This window comes from Bacillus sp. FH (assembly GCF_052216825.1).
In the GTDB taxonomy this organism is placed as follows: Bacteria; Bacillota; Bacilli; order Bacillales; family Bacillaceae_G; genus Bacillus_A; species Bacillus_A paranthracis.
On the sequence record NZ_JBQOUU010000001.1, the window covers coordinates 805,956 to 827,881 of the forward strand.

The following is a 21,926-nucleotide window of genomic DNA, read 5'->3' on the forward strand; positions in this document are numbered from 1 at the left end:
ATCAACCACCAATATGTGACATTTCAATTTTAGGTGCTCTTTTTTTACTTGTATGACTTAAGCGTTCATCTGAATAACGATCTTCTCGTTTGTTCCATATATCGCGTACGACATCTGTTATTTCCTCGTCAGTGTATTCTGATCGAAGCAGTTCTCTCAAATCATTTCCTTTAGAAGCGAACAAACAAGTATATAATTTTCCTTCTGCAGAAATACGAGCTCTCGTACATGAGGAGCAGAAGGAGTCTGTTACTGATGAAATAATACCTATTTCTTCATCACTTCCAATATAACGATAGCGAGTCGCAACCTCTCCTGCATAATTCGCTTCTATTCGTTCTAATGGCATAACTTGATGAATCGTATCTACTATTTCTTGTTTAGAGACAACCTCTTTTAAATCCCAACCGTTATAATTTCCAACGTCCATATACTCAATAAAACGAAGAATATGTTTATTTTCCTTAAAGTATTGCGCCATCTGCAAGATATCCTGTTCGTTTTTCCCCTTTTGAACGACCATGTTTATTTTAATTTTCATACCGACTTCAGCTGCAGCTTGTATTCCTTCCAGAACCCTTTGTACTTTGCTTCTATTACCATTCAAATAGAAAAACCGCTCTTCTTCTAAGGAATCTAAACTAACTGTCACACGTGATAAACCCGCCTTATATAAATCAGGAGCAAACTTTTTAAGTAACGATCCATTAGTTGTTAAACCGATATCCTCCACACCATCTATTTTATTCAGGCGCTCGATAAGCTGCGGAAGACCTCTTCGAAGTAACGGTTCTCCGCCTGTAATCCGTAATTTTCTAACACCTAAAGAAACGAAAATACGCGTTATCCTTTCAATTTCATCAAAAGATAAAATTTTATCATTAGACAAAAACGAGTAATCAGGACCAAATATTTCTTCTGGCATACAATATCGACAGCGAAAATTACAGCGATCAGTAACTGAAATACGTAAATCCTTTAACGGACGTTGTAGTTTGTCTAATGTGACAGATTTCATATTTATTGCCTCGCTTTTACTTAGTTTATATTTAAAACACGCTCCGGATGCGTATATACATTTAAGGATTCATTCCGAATAAATCCTATCGTAGTAATACCTAATTCTTCAGCTAGCTGTAAAGCCAACTCAGTTGGAGCTGATTTTGACAGTATAATTTCACAACCAATTTTTGCAACTTTCAATAATATTTCCGAAGAAATACGACCGCTAAAAACAATAATTTTATCTCTTATAGAAATATTATTTTTTAAACAATAACCGTAAATTTTATCTAACGCATTATGCCTTCCGATATCCATTCGACTTAAAATAATACCATTCACATTGCACAAAGATGCATTATGAACGCCCCCTGTATGACGAAATGTCTCCGCAGATTGCTGCATTTCTTTCATTAATCGAAAACAGTCTTCTGCAGTAACTTGTACATGGACGCCATTCATTTTCTTTGCACTTAATGCATCATTCGCAAAAACAAATCCTTGTCTACTCATACCACAGCATGAAGTAATATAACGTTTATTTTGCATTTGTTCGTAATACGGATTTACTTTTGCCGTCGTGACATGTACAAATCCTTCTTTCTCTTGTACCCATATGTCATCAATATCTTCATACTTCCGAATGATTCCTTCAGATGCTAAGAAGCCTATTACCATATCTTCTATATATTCTGGAGTACTAACCATTGTAACAAACTCCTGTCCGTTCATTTTAATCGTGACTGGAAACTCTGTTACAATGCTGTCCTCTATATGTTTAAACGCCCCTTGTTCATAACGAAAGATTTCTCTTTCTACCTGTATCGGTTTCACGATCAGTATCCTTCTCTCACGTTATATTTTTATCAAAAACAAATACCGAAACTGCAATATCTTCTTCTACTTTCATATCTGAAAACAAATTCACTAATTTCGCTCCAACAAGTTCCTCCAAATGTTCACGGGAATTTGCAGCATACACTTCTTGAATCATTTTCGTTCTAGCCATATGAACCATTTCCGCACCGTCCATTGTACTTGAAATGAATTTTTCAGTAGGTGTTAAGTTTCCGTAAAGAGTCGCAATCGCCATATTTTCAGCAAAAACAGTATGAATTCGTTCTGGCCCTTTTCCGAAAAGTTCCTTTCGAAGTTTTCGAATCATATCATTAAATTCATGTACTTTTTTTGACATACAATTATACCTCCCAAAAAACCTCATTTTACTTTATTATATATTTTACCAAAATGAGCCTTCCGCCCAAACTATTTCGTACAAACATTTGGGCGAAAGGGTTCACTTCATGAAGTTTATTCTTCTTTTAATCCTTTTCCCATACCTTTTAAGAAATGAAGCCCAAACCCGATAGCACGGTTAATGTCTGGATCTTTCAATACTTTCATAAGATCGAATACCCCTACTTTTTTATTACTCTCTAGATGTTCATTACCTTTTTCTAGCCCTACTAATAAGCTACCTATAAGCTTTTTCGTAAGCTCCGGATCAAGTTCTGTTAAAGCACCCGCAGCCCCCATCATATTATTAATTAAATTTGTAACGGGCTCACGAGTCACTTGACCAAGAACAATCTTTGCGATTGGTTCTTTCGCCTTTAGCATAGAATTTGCTGCTTCTAGCATGCCAATATCATTCAATTCCCCTACTATATTAAACATTTGATTTAGAGCGTCTTCATTATTAGCTAGAAGCTCTTTTAAATCGTCTAATTTTTTCTGTTTTATTTCTTCCTCAGTTAATTCTTGTTTTTGAATCATTTTTATAGGTGCAGCCATATTTTTCTCCTCCTACTTATCCGTTAAATGCACATACCCTGGACGTGCCCACTTACGATGTACCTCAATACCAGATTGAGGATGACGTTTTTTATTACGCGGGTTCGCTTTTGGCATCGGATTTTCGCCATCAACTTCCAGCACTTCCATACGCACTTTCGTCTGTTTATAAGCAGGTGTGTTCGTACGCGTATCAACGGCAGGACCTGTTAAGAAATTAATTGCTGTTTCATTATCTGTAGAGTTCATCGGTAAATATAACTCATTCGCTTTTACACGATCTGTTACAAGTGCACGTAATTTTAACGCTCCAAACGGAGAGACAAGACGGACTAATGAACCAGTTTTTACTCCACGTTCTTTTGCAAGTGCTGGAGAAACTTCAACGAAAACGCCAGGCACTTTCGTTTGAATACCTGTTGATTTATTTGTCATATTCCCTTCATGGAAGTGCTCAAGCATACGACCATTGTTAATATGAAGGTCGAACTCAGCTGGGAATTCAGCTGGGCGCACCCAGTCAGCAATCGCAAAACGAGCTTTTTTATCCGGGAAGTTAAATCCATCTTGGAAAAGAAGCGGTGTATTCGTTCCATCAAAACTTCCCCAATGGAAACTATTCCATCCTTCCAATACTTCATAGTTTGCTTGTGAAAATAGTGGTGATAAACTTGCCATTTCAGCAAAAATTTCACTTGGATGACTATAACTCCAGTTTGCACCTAATTTATTCGCAACTTCCTGCACAATCCACCAGTCTGGCTTCGCATCTCCAAGCGTAGGAAGAACTTGATATAGTCTTTGAACACGACGCTCTGTATTTGTGAACGTACCTTCTTTTTCAAGAGATGGCGCTGCTGGTAATACAACATCTGCATATTGAGCCGTTTTAGATAAGAAAACATCTTGCACAACGAAGAAATCAAGGCTTGATAATACTTCATGTACATGATTCGCATTAGAGTCTACAAGAGCCATGTCTTCTCCGACAAGATACATAGCTTTCATTTTCCCTTCGTCAATCGCGTGAAGCATTTCAATATTATTCAGACCTGGTTTGCTATTAATTTTCACTCCATAAGCCATTTCAAATTTCGCACGTTCCATATCGTTCGTAACGTGTTGATATCCAGGAAGCCATCCTGGTAAAGTACCCATATCACAAGCACCTTGTACGTTATTATGACCTCGAAGCGGATATGCACCAGCGCCTGGACGACGATAATTACCTGTTGCAAGTAGTAAGTTTGAAATTGCAGCGGAAGTATCAGATCCACCTGTATTTTGCGTTACCCCCATTCCCCAAAGGATACATGTACCATCTGCATCACGAATCATTTCAGCCATTTGAATCAGTGTTTCTTTTGAAATACCAGTCATTTCTTCTGCATATTCAAGTGTATATGCTGTAAGGCTCTCTTTGAAATCTTCAAAGAAATTTACATTCTCATCAATAAATCGTTGATCGTGCCAGCCTTGATCAATCATATATTTCGTAACAGCCATTAACCATACTTGATCTGTTCCTTGTTTTGGACTAATAAAGACATCTGAACGCTCTGCCATTTCTGTTTTACGAAGATCAGCCACAATTAATTTTTGTCCGTGTAATTTATGTGCACGTTTAATACGTGTAGCTAAAACAGGATGACCTTCTGTCGGATTACAACCTACAATAATAACAAGACCAGATTGTGCAATATCTTTAATCGTTCCAGCATCTCCGCCCATACCAATTGTACGGAATAATCCGTCTGTCGCTGGTGATTGACAATAACGTGAGCAGTTATCAATATTATTCGTTTCAAATACTTGTCGAGCTAATTTTTGAATCACATAATTATCTTCATTCGTAATTTTAGATGAAGAAATAAAACCGATAGCATCTTTACCGTACTCTTCTTTAATCGATCCTAATTTACTTGCAACTACATTCAACGCTTCTTCCCATGTTGATTCAACAAACGTTCCATTTTTACGAATTAAAGGTTTCGTAATTCGTTCTTTAGAATTTACGAAATCCCAACCAAATTTTCCTTTTACACAAGTAGAAATTGCGTTAACTGGCGCATCAGAAGAAGGTTGTACTTTAAGAATTTTACGCCCTTTCGTCCACACTTCAAATGAACAACCTACACCACAAAATGTACATACTGTTTTCGTTTTCTTCGTACGAGTATCACGCATGGCCGCTTCCACTTCTGATACCGCAAAAATACCGCTATATCCAGGCTCTACTTCTTTAATTAAATCTACCATCGGTTCAAGAATATCTGGCTTTAGTCCCGTCATAAATCCAGCTTCACCGAGCATCGTTTTCTCCATTAAAGCGTTACAAGGACAAATGGTTACACATTGACCACAACTAACGCATGAAGAATCATTAATATTTACTCCTTCATCCCAAATCACTCGTGGGCGTTCCGCTTCCCAGTCTATCGATAATGTTTCATTTACTTGTAAGTTTTGACACACCTCTACACATTGACCACATGCAATACATTGATTCGGGTCATAACGATAAAACGGATGCGTCATATCAACTTCACTTACATCTACTTTCGGTTCATAAGGATATTTTTGATGTTCAATTTCCATTAATTCTGCCGTATTATGCAGTTTACAGTTCCCATTGTTGTTGTCACATACTGTACAGTATAATAAATGATTTTCTAGTAACCGATCCATCGCCTCTGTTTGTGCTTCTTTCGCACGAGTAGAATTACGTTCAATGTTCATACCTTCTGTCGCTACTGTCGAACAAGAGCGCATTAACTTTCCGTCAACTTCTACAATACAAGTGTCACATGTTTGAATAGGATCTACTTCTGGCACGTAACAAATTTGCGGATGTTCAATCCCGTTCTCATTTATAACACCCAATATCGTTGAACCGGGCTCCGCTGTATACTTTTTTCCGTCAATTGTAATATGAACCATGTTGTTATTCATGGTCTTTCCCCCTTTTTGAGAATAAAAAAACTCCACCACGAAAATATACGCACCACATTTCGGCACGTTATTATCATGGTGGAGTAGTTTATTAGCACATCTTGCTAAAATACCAATCCATTTATTCATAAATAAAACGATAGAGTCATAACAGGTCATATCACGATTCCATCTTTAACACTATAATTATAGCGTTAAAGTTAAAAATATACAATATAAAATTTAAACTACGCATATGTCCGTATGGAACTATCCATAATAACCCATATAAAGTGAAACTTTAATCAGCCCTCACCAATCGGGATAAAACATAACAAGGAGTAAGCAAACAAATGGGGTCTTTTAATAAATGGATTCGTGGTGAAAAATCTTTTTCTAACCAAGAGCAAGCTGATCACACATTAAATAAATCTATTTCTTCTTCCCTTTCCCTTAATTTAAAGCACTTGTCCAAACTGTTTAGCGGTATTCCAGAATTAATAACACGCAATTTTCCATTAAAAAACGGACAGGAAGCTGCACTTATATATATGGAAGGACTTGTAGACAAAACTGTTATTAACGTAAACATCCTTCGTCCTCTCTTATTTAAAGAGTGGAATGAAGACGATTTTTGGGAAGCCTCTGTTTCTATCGGAAATATTAAAAAGATTGAGCAGTGGACAGACATTGAACAATCTCTTTTACACGGCAAAAGTATTTTATTTATAAACGGGCAATTATCCGCTTTAGAGCTTGATACGCAAGCGGCACCAAAAAGGAGCATTGAAGAGCCTACAACAGAGAGCTCCATAAAAAGCTCACACGAAGGATTTAATGAAGTAGCGAGCGACAGCCTTGCACTTATTCGTCGATATATTCCAAATCGCGAATTGAAAGTGAAGGAATTCACTGTTGGTGAACGAGCTACTTCAAAGGTTTTTTTGCTTTATCTAGCAGATGTTGCGGACGAAGATGTCGTAAAAGAAATGGCATCCCGTATCGAATCAGTAAAAGTGGATGCGATTCTTACTACTGGTGAATTAGAGGGGTTTGTTGAAGATAATTCCTTTACTCTCTTTCCGCAATTATCAATAACTGAACGCCCTGACACAACAGCACATCATATTCTAGATGGGCGAATTGCTGTTGTTGTAGATCGTTCACCAGGCGTATTAATTGGACCAATGACTTTTTCAGCTTTTTTTCAGACGATAGATGATTACAGCTTCAGGCCAATGATTCCATCTTTTATACGATTACTTCGTTTCACTGGATTATTTATTGCAATTTTTGCTCCTGCTCTTTATATTGCTATGATTTCCTTTCATTATGAAGTGATTCCACTTAAATTATTGTTAACGATTGGAGAATCTCGAGCTAAAATTCCTTTTCCTCCTATATTAGAAGCACTTTTGATGGAATTAGTACTTGAAATGCTCCGCGAAGCTGCAGTTCGGCTTCCGGGTCCCGTTGGACAAACCATTGGCGTCGTAGGAGGGATTGTCATCGGACAAGCTGCAGTTCAAGCAGGAATAGTAAGTAATGTCATGGTTATCGTCGTATCTATTACTGCAGTCGCTTCTTTCATCATCCCTAATCTAGAAATGTCTGCAGGAATTCGACTTCTTCGCTTCCCAATGATGATAATTGCCTCTTTATTTGGTGTCATTGGCATTATGGTTGGGATGGCAATCATTATTATTCATATACTTTCTATGGAATCTCTCGGTGTTCCTTATGGTAGTCCTTTTTCTCCGTTATTTGCTTCGGATTTAAAAGATATTCTTATACGTTTACCATGGAAAATAATGAAGAAGCGTCCACTATCCCTTAACTTAAAACAAGAGAATCGACAACGCGATATAGAAGGAACGGAGGAAGAGAAGTGACAAAGCGTGCAAAGAGGGAGATTAGTTTATTTCAATACATTTTAACGATTAGTGGTGTTCAAGTAGGATTCGGTGTCCTTACACTTCCTCGTGAAGTTGCACAAGGGGCGAATACAGATGGATGGATTTCTATTATTATTGGATGCGCTATCACTACTTTAGTCAGTCTATGTATTGTAAAAATTATGGAAAAGCATCCTGGGCATACTTTACTTGATATGCTGACTCGTTATCTTGGGAAGTGGCTAGGAAAATTCGCTATGCTTCTTTGGATTTTATACGCTATACTTGCTGCGGTCTCCTTAATCTTTTCTCTTTTATATGTCATTCACATTTGGATTTTACCTAGAACTCCAATGTTTTTAATTATGATTTTGCTTTCTATTCCAATGCTTATGCTTGCATGTAAAGGTGTACTTATTATTAGTCGCTTTGCCGTTTTCACTGTGCTTTTTACCCTCTGGATACCATTACTATTGTTTATCCCTCTTAAAGATGGTCATTGGATATATCTTCTTCCCTTTCTAAAGGAAGGATGGCTACCAGTTGTAACCACAGTGAAATCAACTATCATTGCATCTCTCGGATTCGAGTTTGCATTCGTCCTTTATCCCTATCTAACTAACAAATCAGCTGCAAAAAAAGGCATCGTTCTTGCAAATATGATTACGTTATTCGTCTACCTACAAGTTACGTTCGTTTCTTTCGTTTATTTTAGCCCAGATGGTATAACTAAGTTTTTATGGCCGACTCTTTCTCTTATTACACCATTTCACTTTTCATTTCTGGAACGGTTTGAAATTATCTTTTTGTCATTTTACCTCTTCATTATTTTCGATTCGTGCATTCCTTATATTTTTACCGCTTCAGATGGAATCAATCAATTACTTAACAAAAAAGGGAGTTCGTTACCTGTTTGGATTTTATTATTCGGATGCATTTTCGTTCTATTCTTTTATATCCCTTCCTCTTACCAAATAAGTGCGTTGCGAGAATTTTGGGGAGCTGCCAGTTATTTTATCGTTTTTCTATTTCCAGTCGTATTTCTCTTATACATGACACTATATCAGTATTGGGAAAGGAGAAGAGTTTAAATGAGGCGCTTTATTCATTTCACTATACTTTGCTTTCTCATAACCTTTTTAACAGGCTGTGGAGATCGTCTAGACTTAGAAAAACAATCGATTTCATTAATTTACGGCTTTGACGCAAAAGCAAAAGGTAAATTAATTGTGTACCACGTAAACCCTATTTTTAATGAAGATGTGGAGAAAAAGTACGAAACTCATGAAGCGAAAGTACGTACACCCCGAGAAGCAAAAGCAACGTTTAATAGTTCAAGTAGCGGTTTAGTGTCTACAGAAAAGTTACAGCTCATTTTATTTAGCACGAAATTTTTAAAACAAGAAGGTGCTATGCCTTACCTTGATGTTTGGTACCGCGATCCTAAAAATACAGGAAACATGCGCATGGTTGCAGTAGACGGGCCAATTTCTTCTGTTATATATAATAACTTTAAAGATAAACCTGCTCTTCCTGAGTATTTAACAGATTTAATTAATACAAATAAATTATACAATCGGACAGTTTTCACACCATTTCATGAATTTCATAGACAAACGTTTAATAAAGGTATAACACCTGCTATTTCAGAAATAAAAAAAGGAAAAAAAGATGTTATCGTTACAGGCTCTGCACTTTTAACTTCTCGCGGAATTTATAAGATGTCTTTAAATCGCTATGAAAGTGCCCTTCTGCTCATGTTGCAAAAAAAAGCTAATATACCTGTTTCACTTACAATGAAAATCCCTTCGCATTCAGTTGAAAGTAATAGTCATCTAAAAGATACAGAAGGTGAAGATTTCGTATCAATAAACGTTCTTAGCATGAATCGTGATATCCGTACAGGCTATAGCGATAACCACTTCAAATTTAATGTTAAAATGGATTTAAAAATTGCCGTATCTGAACTTACATTCAATATGGATATAGATAAAGATAGGAAGAAATTAACTTCTCTTATTACAAAACAACTAAACAAAGATTTGAACAATTTAATCCACAAAATTCAAAAACAACAACTCGATCCATTCGGATTTGGTGATTATGCGAGAGCGTTTCAATATGAAGAATGGAAAAAAGTTGAAGACGCTTGGCCGAGTGTCTTTTCAAAAGCTAACGTGAAAGTAACACCTACGATTAAAATTTTAGAAAATGGGATTATTAAATAGCAAAAAAACACGCTACTTGCTCTTATACGTTTAAAGAGTAAGTAGCGTGTTATCATTTTTATTTTGAAGCTTCTTATACAGTTACACTTCTGTTTCTTGTTCTTCACTTTCCGCTTGTTCCAATCTTTGCTGCTCCGCAATTTCAGCTGAAATCATCCCATAATAAATTTCTGGATACAATCCAAATATTTGATATACACTTCCTAAAAACGGCATCGGAATCCCTCTTTTCTAAAGTTGTATTGCCACTTTTAAGGATTCCCTTTTCATTCATTATACATTCGTTTTTGGCGTTTCTTCTTCATCATGAACGCTTAATAAATTTTGCCATTTTTTATAAGGCGCACTATTTGGATCTACGTATCCTTTCGCGTACGAACGATCCCACAATTGTTTAATAAACATTTCTTTCTCTTTCTTGGCAACCATATCGGCACCTGTACCGTAATAGTTTTGGAAATATAACTCAATTTCATCAAGGAATAACCTTAATAATTCATCAGAAGTTTCTTCTAACGTTGGATCATATTTCGCTTCACGGTCATACATTAAAATCATATCTAAAATATTATGGACATGCTCTTTACGTAGCCATCTAATATCTTGAGCACCTAATACAAATGGATGTGTATATAAATGCCCACCTTGTATCATCGCCTTTTCTTGTTCTTCTTCAAATCTGGATAAGATGTTTTCATAAATGAACGGATTATGAAGTAACGCTCTGTGCAATTTATAACTTTCGCTTGAAATATTTTTCCCCATCGACTGAATTAAGAAACTACGTCCAACGCCGTTATATTGATACACGAATTGACCATCAACAGCAACTAAACTAATCCAGCGATATATATACGCGTATAGAAGAGCTCGATTACATTTATCATAATCTAACTTCGTTTGCGTTGCATTTAAGTCTGGCATGAATGCTGGTAAGTGCCAATACTTATCTAAATGCGGTGTTAAACTAGATTTTTTACTATTCAACTTGTTTACACGGCGATAGTACGACTGAAAATAATCACCTTTATCATTCATAAATCCATTTGCAATATGTCCAGACGAAAGCTTAGGAAAGTCTTGTAGTGATAAACCGTAATGTGCACGATAACAAATGACTTCAAATGGCGAGAAAGCTTCATTTACTGTATCTTTTTCTTTAAACATTTCTTGCATTAATTCCTCTTGCAGTTCTTTCTTTAAAGATGGGTGTATACCCCAATATTGTAATTCCCTATGATGAGAAACTTTCGGCACGAATGGACTTGCTAAATGGAACAAGTCTTCAATTTTTTCACGAACATATTCATCACGATCACGATTCTTATAATCCGCTTCTTTTCGTAATGCCTCAACGATATTCAGCTCTAATTTATCGCGATAGCGTATTTGTAATTCATCATAGCAATAACTTAGTATGTGCTCACGATAAAAGTCTTCTACCTTTTTCGATTGAATTTCTTCTGTTTTCGCATCCCGGCAATATTCTCCGTATAAGCTCATATAAATTTCTGCTGATATATCTTTCGGTAATACACCTAAATATAAATGTTGTTGCATATCTTGCCATATCTTTTCTTGTAACTTCTCTTCCGCTAATACGTATACATTCGTTGGGTTTGTTTTCCCTTCAAATTCTTTGCTTCGTTTTTGAATTTCGAACAATAAATTTTCACGTGTTTCATGTAAATTATCAAAAAACCTTTCCCAATATTGAATCATTTTATTAACCGCTTGATATAACGATTGATACACGAGTTCTAATAGCATTTCTTTACGGTATTCGTTTAATTTGTGTACGTACTGCGTTACAATATCTTCAAATTCCTTTTTAAATAAACGCTGCTGGTTATTAATCATTTTTCCGAACCAACCTTGTTGTTGCGCAATTTCTACTCGACGTACAGCTGTTACCGTTCCATCAATGTTACTCACATTAAATTTCTTATCGTAATTTTGAATTAAATTACGCTTTTGTTCATTATTTTCATGTAGTCGATTCATTTTTTCCACTAACTGCTTTCGAATTTCATACAACATAAAACGAGCTGCTACTGGATGAACTGGATCTGTTTTCTTTAAAAACCATGTATTTAATTGATATGACTGGCCTTCAGAACCACTTGGTGAAAAACGGTCTGATTCAATCATGTCATATAAAAGTGTCGTTACATGTTCATGTACACGGCTCGGAATCGCATACGCATATAAACGAACCGCATGATCGACCCTTGCTACTTCACCTTTCATTTGTTCCGTCATTTTTAGCTTCGCAGCCGAAATTTTACACTCATGCTGCAGACGATTTAATTCCTCGTCTTTTTGTACCGTACGCTGTACATAACTCTCTACAGCTTCTAAAAACAGTTTAGATTTCGCAACACCAACCTTGCCGCCTTCTGCTCCTTCACGCGTTTCATTGTACATTTGTCTATAGAAAATATGAGCCTGCTCTGGACGAGTAGCAAGATGTTCTAAATCTTCTAAATAACTTTTCCCGCGCTCTGGCTTTTCACGCTGCATACCCCGTTTTACATCTTGGTCATATCTATGCTTCTTCTCTTGAAACAATTGATCTAAATGAAGCCACGATTCATCTAAACCTTGCACGGCCCATTTTAAAGCACAATATTTTAACACATGCTCATATGGATAAATAATCTTTGCCGTTCCGGCCCCGCAATATCGCCCTTTCCCGCTTGATTCTGCTAATTGCTGAATTTGATTATCTTCCTGTGCAAAATGATTTGCAGACATCGGACTAAATAATTGTAAATAAATCGTATTTGCCATTTGCTCCATATAATCTGATAAATTATGCAGATGGTGTCCATGTAAATTTTCGTAATCGTATAAAAAACAATAATTGTACGGTAAATGGTGTTGTTTAATCGTGTGATTTGTTCTCCCATCCTCATCTACTTGATCCGGTCGATACTCTAATTCAATCGTAACCCCGCCGCGTTTGGATAGTTCTCCTGTAGAACCGAGCGTAATGGCATGTAATTCTTTTAACGAGGCATAGCCGTTTGCTTGCACCGTTTCAAACTCTTTCGCACTAACTGTTCTCGTCTTCACTAACACATCCGGCATTAGAAACGCACCACGTATTAAAATGTTGTGATGTTGCAGTTTTTTTCGAAGCATTTCACGTAAATATAATGCAATTTGTAGAAACATTCCTGAACCTGTTCCGCCCGCTAGTGATGTTACGATAATGACACGTACTCCATATTCCGTTTGATCGCTTGTAACTGGAAAAATCTTCTCGATTTCTTGCCAAAAGGACGTTAATTTATCTTCTTTCATCGCAGCACGTAACGCTAAACGGGAAATGACGCGTAACTGTCCTGCTCCTTCTGTTAATGGTTTATCAAGTATAGTTGGATCCATCGGAAACCACTCTGGAATCGTCGGATCTCCCGCAATATACTCCCTAGGTGTTTTACTAGAGCTCGTTTGCGTCTTAAACTTTCGAATATGATCGAATTTACTCAATGTATTCACATCTGTATCAAATACGTGCATTGCTACTTTTTTCCGACGCTCCTCAGGTAGTCTTTCATATATTTGATGTGTGACAGTACTACCGATTCCACCTAAACCAATTAATATTGTTGGAACTTGTAACGTCATGTGAACCACCTTCCTATTCTTGCTTGTTTGAAAAAAGGAGGGAAAAATAATACTCTCCTCTTTTCTCCATCTACTATTCACACTCGTATTTGTAAATCTCCTTACCATATCCTCTATCAATTACTAAAAGTTCATTTGGATATAGTGTCTTATGTTCCATTCCAACCTCATCCTCTGTTATAAACATCCCATCAATAATCATTCCTACTATTTGTGACTCTTTCGCTACAAATATCGATTTCGATCCTTTCTTTGCTATAAACGTAACGGATTGCACAGTCTTTCTTTCTGCTCTATACGGAATACCAAAATAATGTTTCCACCATTTATTTTTGAGTAACTCTGGCTCAGATTGATATAACCAATCTTTCGCTACCTCTTGATCCCATTCGTAATACAATAATGCTTTCCGGTGAAATCTTGGACGGACAATCCATCCTAAAACGATTATTCCTACTATTAACAGTAATAAAGTGATAGGAATAACAAACTTAAAAATAAGCGCATACTTTTCATAAAACGGCGCATTTTGAATATGGAGTGTTATATCTTTCTTTACTTTTGGTAATTTTGAATCCTGCACTACGATGGTAGCTTCTACGGTGCCGGTATCTGTAAAATTGAATGTGTCGGAGTAATGCGGTCGAGGATAAATGTAAATTTGATTACCATGCTGTTTTATTTCATAGTTGATTGATTGTTTAGATGTGACACCAGTAGATTTTAATAGTTTTTTTACAGCCTCTTCTGTCATCGGCTTATCATCTAACTGTGGTTGTATAATAAATGGTTTACTATTCTCTAAATTTGTTACTTTTTCTTCATAATCTTTCGTGACAGTTTGAAGTGATAATTTAGGCTTTTTCGTTGTTTCGATTTTAAATTCTTTCGTCTGTCTGTAAAACCCCTTTATGTTCATATGAACTTTCCCGCGTACTAATCCTTTAGTAAGCTTCGTTTCGTAATAAAATACATGTCTTTTATCGTCCCACTTCATCGCATATTGCTTCCCGTCTATTTCTACTTCGGCCTGAAAGTAAGAAGACTGAACTGGCAACTCAGTAGGTTTTGCTTCAATAACAGCTGTCACATCTTCATACATTTCCTCAACATTTTTTCTATCCTTATCCTCTTTGTCATAAGTAGAAACAGTATAATTAAGTGCCGGTTCGACTAGTACTTGTAATCCTTCTTTCTCAATATCTCGGTCCACTTCTATCGTATACGTTCCTGGTTTAATAACTTCTTCATTTTCCGCACTGATATGAACTATATTTCCGAACAATTTCGCTTCACCTGGTGCATGTATGGAAAAAGAAGATTGTAATTGTAATGGTTTAGAAATTTGTGTGACCTGATAATCGGGCAGAGAAGGCGATTGTCGCACAAGCGTCATACGCTTTAACGGAAATGGTGTTGTAATCTCTACTTTCTTCCCTACTACTTTCGTTTTTACAATCGATTCAACAGAGGAGAACGGATCACGATTTGCAACTAATGCCGCCACTTGATTGACGCTTTTTACAATACCATCCTCTCCACTAGATGGCATCGTAACTCCATTTATCTCTTTCTTCCATATTTCTTTAAACGTATTTAGTTGTGCCTTTTCTTGCTGTCCTAAATCCTCTTCCATCGTAATTAAAATTGGATGTAACGATATCTTTTTTGCATCCATTTCTTTCTTAAACTGTGCTAGCTTCTGTGTAATTTGTTCTTTTCCGCCAATCTTATCTTTCTCTAAATCATTAAATGCCCCGTCAGTTAAGACAATAAGCCAAAATTCACGTTTCCCATCTATATCTGCTTCCTTTTTTATAGATTGCATCGCCGTTTCTACTGCGCTAAACGGAGTATTTAAATACGTTTTCCACGCTCCAATTCCCTCAATTTCCGTTTGTCTCTTATCCTTCGTTAACGAAATGTTTAATGGATCATTCGGCTTGCTCATTGGAACGTAAGAAAATATATCTTTTTCATCTAATAGCGCAACTAAACTTTGCAAAGCATAATTGGCATATTTCCAGCGATCGTTATTTCTCATGCTGCCCGAATCATCATATACAAGTGAAACGACCCTTTCCTTTGCCTCCTCTCCTTTTGCAAAAGTCCAAAAAGGATGTAACCATATAAATAGAAACAACATGAATGTGGCACAAATTCGAATTTTCATGATGAGGCTTCGCCACCTTTGTAGACAAATTCCTATGTTTAAATTTATGAGAGGATACAAGATATATGACTTGTATTTTAGGACAACGAACGCAGCATAACTTTATTATGTAAACAGTTATAAAAACTGAATATGATTCCTTCTAGCGTTTTCTATCCGATACTATAAGTAAAAAAGCCTGTTTAAGCTCTACACTTAAAACAGACTTTTCCTACTTTTTATTTTAAAAACACATAACAAAAAGTTTGATTTTTGACTTAACACATCACTTCTATTGTAAATCCACCAGGTGCTTCAACGTAAAACGTATACGCATGTGCACGTTTAGGAGCTTCAACCAAAAATCCATCTTCCTTCAATCTTTGATTTATCTTATCTACTTGTTCTTCACTTTCTTGTGGAAATCCTACATGAAATGTTTTTGGATACTGAACTTCTTTTCCTTTCATTAAAGTTAGTATAAATCCATCATTATCACGCATAACTGCAAAGCCATTTCCCCTTGTTCCGCTACAAGTTAAGCCAAAATACTTTTCTAAAAACTCGCTCGCAGCTACTACATCTGCAACTGTTAAATTAAGATGTTTAATTTTCAAACCATCAACACCTTTCTTAATTTTCTAACATTTTATCATAAAATTAAAAAACACGCCTTCACAGCGTGTTTCATTTCTTCACATACACTTCAACAATCGGATTATCTTTATGATCCGCATGTAAGCGTATATTCTCTTCACTTGTACGATAAATGCCAGCTAATAACATAATCGTTAACACGTTAGGAGTTTTTGCATCACTCCCGTATTTCCTTTCCAGTGCTTCCTTATATTCAAAATCCAAATCCCCCTGCACATATGTATACACTTCAAAACCATCTTCTAAATTGCAAACTACTGTATCAATAATATCTGCCCCTACTTGCTTTTTCATTTCCTCTCGCAATGCTTCAATAAATTCTTCCCACGGTACTTCGTATGTCTGAAACTGATCTGTAGATTTCATGCCTTTTCCTCCTTATATATCCTCTTCCTATATTTCCCCTTTCCTATAACAATTATGATAGTTAGGGCATTCGTACAAGCCGCACTTGTCCCCCTTACATATCGTATTACTGTAATGGGGAAGGAGGAATGAATATGCATAGACAAAAATGTTATGATACGTGCCGACGTTACTTCGGAAAAGTGGTTCGGATTGAAGACCGTGATGGCCGTATACATTTAGGTAAAATAATCGATGTGACACAAAGCTCTGTATGGATTGAACCGGTGCAACAGCGCTCATCTTTTGATTCAGGATTCGGATACTATGACGCTTATGCAAACGGTGGTTGCGATCTTTGCGGCGGCCTTAGCAGATGTGATAGTTGCGGATTTGGTTGTGGTGGTGGATTCAGCGGCTGTGGATGTGGCGGTCGTGGTTGCAGTAATTGTGGTTGCGGCGGCTGGGGCGGTGGCGGTTGTGGCTGGGGTGTTGAACTCGGATTTGGTTTCATCTTCGGAATTACATTAGCTGCATTATTTTTCATTTAACATAGTAAAGAGTTGACTACCTTTAGCCAACTCTTTTCCTTTATTTTTCACATATAAAAATACGATGACCTAAAATATGTTGGTACATAAGCCTTATATTTTCATGCTGCACCCATGCCTCATATAACTCATTCGGAATAAATTGTGATACATTCCATTCCGGCTCTTCTATATAGCTAGAGATTGTTTCTGCAATTGTACCACCGCCAGCAATAGTAACCCGCCGAAAATTTGCTTTCTGAAATAATTGTACCCACTCGCTCTCAGTTAATAGTTCTTTCATCCCGTATAATTGAGCGATTTTTTCTTCCTCTTCCCTCCCAATGTGGGCATTAATAATCATTTCAATTACAACTAACTTTCCGTCCTTCTGTAATACACGATAGCACTCCGAGATAACCCTTGCTTTCTCTGTAAAAGCAAGTATCGATTCTCCGAGTACGAATTCAAATGAGTCATGCAAACAAGGTAATTGCTCTGCCTTTCCTTCAATTAATTGAATATCTATTCCTTCAAACGACCATCTATCTTTCGCCTTTTGAATCATAATCTCATTCTGTTCAACCGCTGTTACTCTATAACCATATTCTTTTGTCATATACGCTGCTGTTTTCCCCGTACCGCAGCCGAGTTCAAGGACATTTGCTCCATATCTAAAAGGCAATTGTGCTAACAGTTGTTTTGTTAACGTAAAACCACCAGGATGAGCACTCCCTATTCCATAATAAGCTAGGAAATCGATGTATGTGTTTCGTTTCATAAAATTCTCCTTTAAATTTTCTATAATACATATATTCACCCATCCATAATTAGTGCACATAAAAAAGCATTCCCAAGTGCGATACCGCAACTTGAAAATGCTCTTCTCTTTTTTATTTCTCTTCAATATACGCCCATTTAAAGCTATATTCCGGACTAATATTATGTTTCACAATTCCCTTTACATTCGGTTTCATAACATATGATTTAGCACTTTGATATAAAGGTACAAGTGCTACATCTTCCTCAAGTAACAATTTCTCTGCCTTCCCTAATTCTGTCCAACGTTTTTTTGCATCAGCCATCCATTCTGTCTTACTTTTATTAATAACGTCATCATATTTTGAATTTGAGTAGCTCATCTGGTTTTGCGAATTTTTTGTTTCAAACATATCAAGGTATGTCATTGGATCCGCATAATCTGGATTCCAGCCACCATATGAAAAATCATAATCTTGGTCTGATTCTAATTTTAGTTTTTGTTTAAATGGTTGCAACTTAATATTTACTGTCACACCTTTTAAATTCTTTTCAACTTGATCTTTTACATACTCCCCAACTTTTTTCGCATTACCAGTATCATAATTTAATAACTCTATTGTCACTTGATCTTTTCCAAGTTCTTTTTTCGCTTCTTCCCATGCTGCTGCTGCCTTTTTGGAGTCTTGTTTTAAACCATTCTTAAACGTTTCTGCGAAATCTTTACCGTCTGGTCCACTTGCTAAACCTTTTGGTACTAAGTAATCCACTGGTTTTGAACCATCATTTAAAATAACATTCGTTAAAGCTTTCTTATCAATTGATAATGCAATTGCTTCACGTAGTTTTTTGCTCTTTAACGGTGTATCTTGCCCACCACGTTTTTGATTTAGACGTAAGTAAAACGTACTTGTTTCCGAATATGCGCCAAACTCTTCTTTATTATTTCTATACTTATCAACAAATTCACCTGATAAAAGCGCGAAATCAATCGCACCTGTATCATATAAGTTCACTCTAGTAGCTGGTTCTTTTACTACACTATAATTGATTTCTTCTAGCTTCACAGTCTTTTTGTCCCAATACTGCTCATTTTTCTTTAATTTCCAGCCTTGCTCATGCTTCCAATCAGTAAGCACAAATGGACCATTATAAAGTGTTGTATCAGACTCTAAACCAAATTTATTCCCTTTTTCTTTCACGAACTTTTCATTTAATGGATAGTATGACGCAAATGCCATTAAGTTCAAGAAATATGGTACTGGTCTTTCTAGTTCTACTTCAAGCGTATAATCATCTACCGCTTTTACACCTAATGTCGAAACTTCTCCTTTTCCTTGATTAATCGCTTCTGCATTTTTAAGATAGTAAGCAATAAATGCATACTCAGCAGCTGTTTTTGGATCTACTAGACGTTGCCATGCAAATACGAAATCTTTCGCTGTTACAGGATCACCATTTGACCATTTTGCATCTTTCCGTAATTTAAATGTATATTTTTTGCCATCCTCGCTTTTTGTGCTAGATTCCGCTACAGCTGGGATTGGCTTATTATCTTTATCAAGGCGATATAAACCTTCCATTGTATTCCCTAAAATTTGTGAGCCAAGTGTATCTGTATTTTTTGAAGTATCCATCGTTGGAATTTCATTCGTTTCTGTACGATTTAGCACTTGCTTTGCCGCATATTTAATATCAGATTTCTTCTCTTCCCCACCATTATTAGACGTTGTAGTCGGTTTCTTCTCCCCACCAGATCCAGAAGAACATGCTGTTAAAGCCATACTCATTGCCAAAACTGGTGCTACAACCGCCGTAAACTTTTTCATCTTTTTCTTCATTCTTGTCCCCTCCCCAATTATATGTACGAAACTAACTTTGAGAGATTTTCTACGAACATAATCATTAATACTTTTTCACCAATTAACACGCTATAAATTACCCTCATTTTTAAAGTTTTTATTATCTTATTTTTATAGTAACTATGTATTTTACTATTATTACTATACGAATTCTCCCCCATCTACTATATGTCAGTACCACATTTCTTATTCTTCTCTATTTAATTGAATATAAAAAGAGCGTGTTAAAAATAACTTATCTACTTTTAAACACGCTCTTTTTATTATTTACCTTCCGTTACATAAGCCCACTTAAAGCTATACTCTGGACTAATGTTATGTTTCACAATGCCTTTTATATTCGGTTTCATTACATATGCTCTACCTGTTTGATATAAAGGTACCATCCCTGCATCTTCTTCAAGTAATAATTTTTCTGCTTTACCTAACGTTTCCCAACGTTTCTTCGCATCAGACATTAACTCATTACCTGCTTTTTTCACCATTTCATCATATTTCGGATTCGAATAACTCATTTGGTTATATGGGCTCTTCGATTCGAACATATCAATAAATGTCATTGGATCCGAATAATCTGGGCTCCAACCAGCAAATGAAATTTCATAATCTTGTGCTGATTCTAATTTTAGTTTTTGTTTGAACGGCTGAATTTTCGTATTAACCGTTACACCTTTTAAGTTTTTCTCAATTTGATCTTTAAAGTAGTCAGCAATTTTTTTCGCTGTTCCATCATCATAGCTTAGTAATTCAATTGTCACTTGATCTTTTCCAAGCTCTTTTTTCGCTGCTTCCCAAGCTGCTGCACCTTTTTTCGGATCATATTTCAGACCATTTTTAAATGTATCTTGGTAATCTTTACCGTCAGGTCCTGTCGCAAGCCCTTTTGGTACTAATTGATCTGTTGCTTTTGAACCGTTATTTAAAATAACGTTTGCTAAACCTTTTTTATCAATTGATAATGCGATTGCTTCACGTAGTTTTTTACTCTTTAACGGTGTATCTTGTCCATTACGTTTTTGATTTAAACGTAAGAAGAATGTACTTGCTTCTGAATATTCACCATACTCTTCTTTATTCGATTTATATTTATCAACGAACTCCCCTGATAATAGCGTGAAATCAATTGATCCTGTATCATATAAGTTTACTTTCGTCGCAACTTCTTTTACTACACTATAGTTAATTTCTTCTAATTTCACAGTTTTATTATCCCAGTACTTATCATTTTTCTTTAGCTGCCATCCTTGTTCATGTTTCCATGAAGCCATAACGAACGGTCCGTTATACAACGTTGTATCTGCTTCTAAACCGAACTTATCTCCTTTTTCTTTTACGAACTTTTCATTTAAAGGATAGTACGATGGGAATGCCATTAAATTCAAGAAATATGGCACTGGTTTTTCTAATTCTACTTCTAGCGTATAATCATCTACCGCTTTTGCTCCTAAATCTGTTAGAGGTTTTTCACCTTTATTAATTGCCTCTCCGTTTTTAATATAGTAAGCGATAAACGCATATTCTGCCGCTGTATTTTTATCAAGTAAGCGTTGCCATGCGTATACGAAATCTTTCGCTGTTACAGGATCACCGTTTGACCATTTTGCATCTTTACGTAGTTTAAATGTATATTTTTTGCCATCCTCGCTTTTCGTACTAGATTCTGCCGCAGCTGGGATTGGCTTATTATCTTTATCTAATCGATATAAACCTTCCATTGTGTTCCCTAAAATTTGAGAACCTAATGTATCAGTAGATTTCGAAACATCCATCGTCGGAATCTCTTGATTCTCTGTACGATTTAACACTTGTTTCGCTGCGTATTTAATTTCAGATTTTTTCTCTTCCCCACCACCGCTAGACGTCGTAGTTGATTTCTTCTCCCCACCAGATCCAGAACAAGCTGTCAACGCCATACTCATCGCTAAAACTGGCGCTACAACCGCCGTGAACTTTTTCATCTTTTTCTTCATTTTTGTACCCTCCCCAATTATATGTACGAAGCTGTTTTTGAGAGATTTTCTAATAACCAGTTATCAGAAAATTCTTATTAATTAATATTCTACTAATTTTTCCGGTTTTGTAAAGTTATTTTTAAAATATTTAGAAAATTTATTTTACTTAACAATAGTAACATT

17 protein-coding genes are annotated in these 21,926 nt (G+C 36.1%); 4 read left to right on the forward strand and 13 right to left on the reverse strand.

The window, feature by feature from the left end:
- Position 1: 1 nt before the first annotated feature.
- The 5 genes from moaA to fdhF all read right to left on the reverse strand — a co-directional run bounded on the left by moaA (position 2) and on the right by fdhF (position 5,748).
- Positions 2 to 1,018: a GTP 3',8-cyclase MoaA gene (gene moaA / locus ACTT1L_RS04385; RefSeq protein WP_000844136.1), complete on the reverse strand. Its 1,017-nt coding sequence runs from the start codon at positions 1,016 to 1,018 to the stop codon at positions 2 to 4.
- A 20-nt stretch (positions 1,019 to 1,038) separates the two neighbouring features.
- On the reverse strand, positions 1,039 to 1,836 hold the full coding sequence (fdhD, locus tag ACTT1L_RS04390; RefSeq protein ID WP_000802675.1) for a formate dehydrogenase accessory sulfurtransferase FdhD: 798 nt from the start codon (positions 1,834 to 1,836) through the stop codon (positions 1,039 to 1,041).
- Between the two features lie 16 nt (positions 1,837 to 1,852).
- A complete protein-coding gene (locus ACTT1L_RS04395) occupies positions 1,853 to 2,197 on the reverse strand; it encodes a DUF2294 domain-containing protein (protein WP_000039582.1) in 345 nt (114 codons plus the stop codon).
- 116 nt (positions 2,198 to 2,313) lie between these two features.
- The gene (locus tag ACTT1L_RS04400; RefSeq protein WP_000729889.1) at positions 2,314 to 2,796 is read right to left on the reverse strand and encodes a DUF1641 domain-containing protein; all 483 of its coding nucleotides are present in this window, start codon (positions 2,794 to 2,796) and stop codon (positions 2,314 to 2,316) included.
- 12 nt (positions 2,797 to 2,808) lie between these two features.
- Positions 2,809 to 5,748 (reverse strand): formate dehydrogenase subunit alpha, encoded by a 2,940-nt coding sequence (fdhF, locus tag ACTT1L_RS04405; protein WP_442821810.1) that lies wholly within the window; start codon positions 5,746 to 5,748, stop codon positions 2,809 to 2,811.
- A 332-nt stretch (positions 5,749 to 6,080) separates the two neighbouring features.
- Here fdhF and gerSA point away from each other — a divergent pair, with 332 nt between their 5' ends.
- Genes gerSA through gerSC form a run of 3 tightly spaced genes read left to right on the forward strand, consistent with a single transcriptional unit; the run spans position 6,081 to position 9,850 of the window.
- Complete coding sequence (gerSA, locus tag ACTT1L_RS04410; protein ID WP_000534503.1) at positions 6,081 to 7,619, forward strand: spore germination protein GerSA; 1,539 nt, start codon at positions 6,081 to 6,083, stop codon at positions 7,617 to 7,619.
- Positions 7,616 to 8,713: an endospore germination permease gene (locus ACTT1L_RS04415; RefSeq protein WP_442821811.1), complete on the forward strand. Its 1,098-nt coding sequence runs from the start codon at positions 7,616 to 7,618 to the stop codon at positions 8,711 to 8,713. The genes gerSA and ACTT1L_RS04415 overlap by 4 nt, the downstream gene beginning before the upstream one ends.
- Positions 8,714 to 9,850: a spore germination protein GerSC gene (gerSC, locus tag ACTT1L_RS04420; protein ID WP_001252193.1), complete on the forward strand. Its 1,137-nt coding sequence runs from the start codon at positions 8,714 to 8,716 to the stop codon at positions 9,848 to 9,850. It begins immediately after the preceding gene.
- Between the two features lie 81 nt (positions 9,851 to 9,931).
- On the opposite strand, the gene ACTT1L_RS04425 is transcribed toward gerSC, so the two are convergent.
- The 5 genes from ACTT1L_RS04425 to ACTT1L_RS04445 form a co-directional block, all read right to left on the reverse strand.
- Complete coding sequence (locus tag ACTT1L_RS04425; protein ID WP_001116173.1) at positions 9,932 to 10,066, reverse strand: hypothetical protein; 135 nt, start codon at positions 10,064 to 10,066, stop codon at positions 9,932 to 9,934.
- Between the two features lie 57 nt (positions 10,067 to 10,123).
- Entirely contained in the window at positions 10,124 to 13,486 is a 3,363-nt protein-coding gene (locus tag ACTT1L_RS04430; RefSeq protein ID WP_442821812.1) for a tubulin-like doman-containing protein, read from the reverse strand.
- Between the two features lie 73 nt (positions 13,487 to 13,559).
- Positions 13,560 to 15,659 (reverse strand): vWA domain-containing protein, encoded by a 2,100-nt coding sequence (locus ACTT1L_RS04435; RefSeq protein WP_442821813.1) that lies wholly within the window; start codon positions 15,657 to 15,659, stop codon positions 13,560 to 13,562.
- Between the two features lie 257 nt (positions 15,660 to 15,916).
- A complete protein-coding gene (locus tag ACTT1L_RS04440) occupies positions 15,917 to 16,255 on the reverse strand; it encodes a VOC family protein (RefSeq protein ID WP_000693976.1) in 339 nt (112 codons plus the stop codon).
- 70 nt (positions 16,256 to 16,325) lie between these two features.
- Entirely contained in the window at positions 16,326 to 16,661 is a 336-nt protein-coding gene (locus ACTT1L_RS04445; RefSeq protein WP_000842897.1) for a hypothetical protein, read from the reverse strand.
- 134 nt (positions 16,662 to 16,795) lie between these two features.
- Between ACTT1L_RS04445 and ACTT1L_RS04450 the strand changes: the two genes are divergently transcribed.
- The gene (locus tag ACTT1L_RS04450) at positions 16,796 to 17,191 is read left to right on the forward strand and encodes a hypothetical protein (protein WP_042875367.1); all 396 of its coding nucleotides are present in this window, start codon (positions 16,796 to 16,798) and stop codon (positions 17,189 to 17,191) included.
- Between the two features lie 40 nt (positions 17,192 to 17,231).
- Here ACTT1L_RS04450 and ACTT1L_RS04455 read toward each other — a convergent pair whose 3' ends face one another.
- The 3 genes from ACTT1L_RS04455 to ACTT1L_RS04465 all read right to left on the reverse strand — a co-directional run bounded on the left by ACTT1L_RS04455 (position 17,232) and on the right by ACTT1L_RS04465 (position 21,761).
- Positions 17,232 to 17,951 (reverse strand): class I SAM-dependent methyltransferase, encoded by a 720-nt coding sequence (locus ACTT1L_RS04455; protein ID WP_442821814.1) that lies wholly within the window; start codon positions 17,949 to 17,951, stop codon positions 17,232 to 17,234.
- A 112-nt stretch (positions 17,952 to 18,063) separates the two neighbouring features.
- Positions 18,064 to 19,770 (reverse strand): peptide ABC transporter substrate-binding protein, encoded by a 1,707-nt coding sequence (locus ACTT1L_RS04460; protein WP_242302572.1) that lies wholly within the window; start codon positions 19,768 to 19,770, stop codon positions 18,064 to 18,066.
- A 284-nt stretch (positions 19,771 to 20,054) separates the two neighbouring features.
- On the reverse strand, positions 20,055 to 21,761 hold the full coding sequence (locus ACTT1L_RS04465; RefSeq protein ID WP_061131678.1) for a peptide ABC transporter substrate-binding protein: 1,707 nt from the start codon (positions 21,759 to 21,761) through the stop codon (positions 20,055 to 20,057).
- Positions 21,762 to 21,926: the final 165 nt, after the last annotated feature.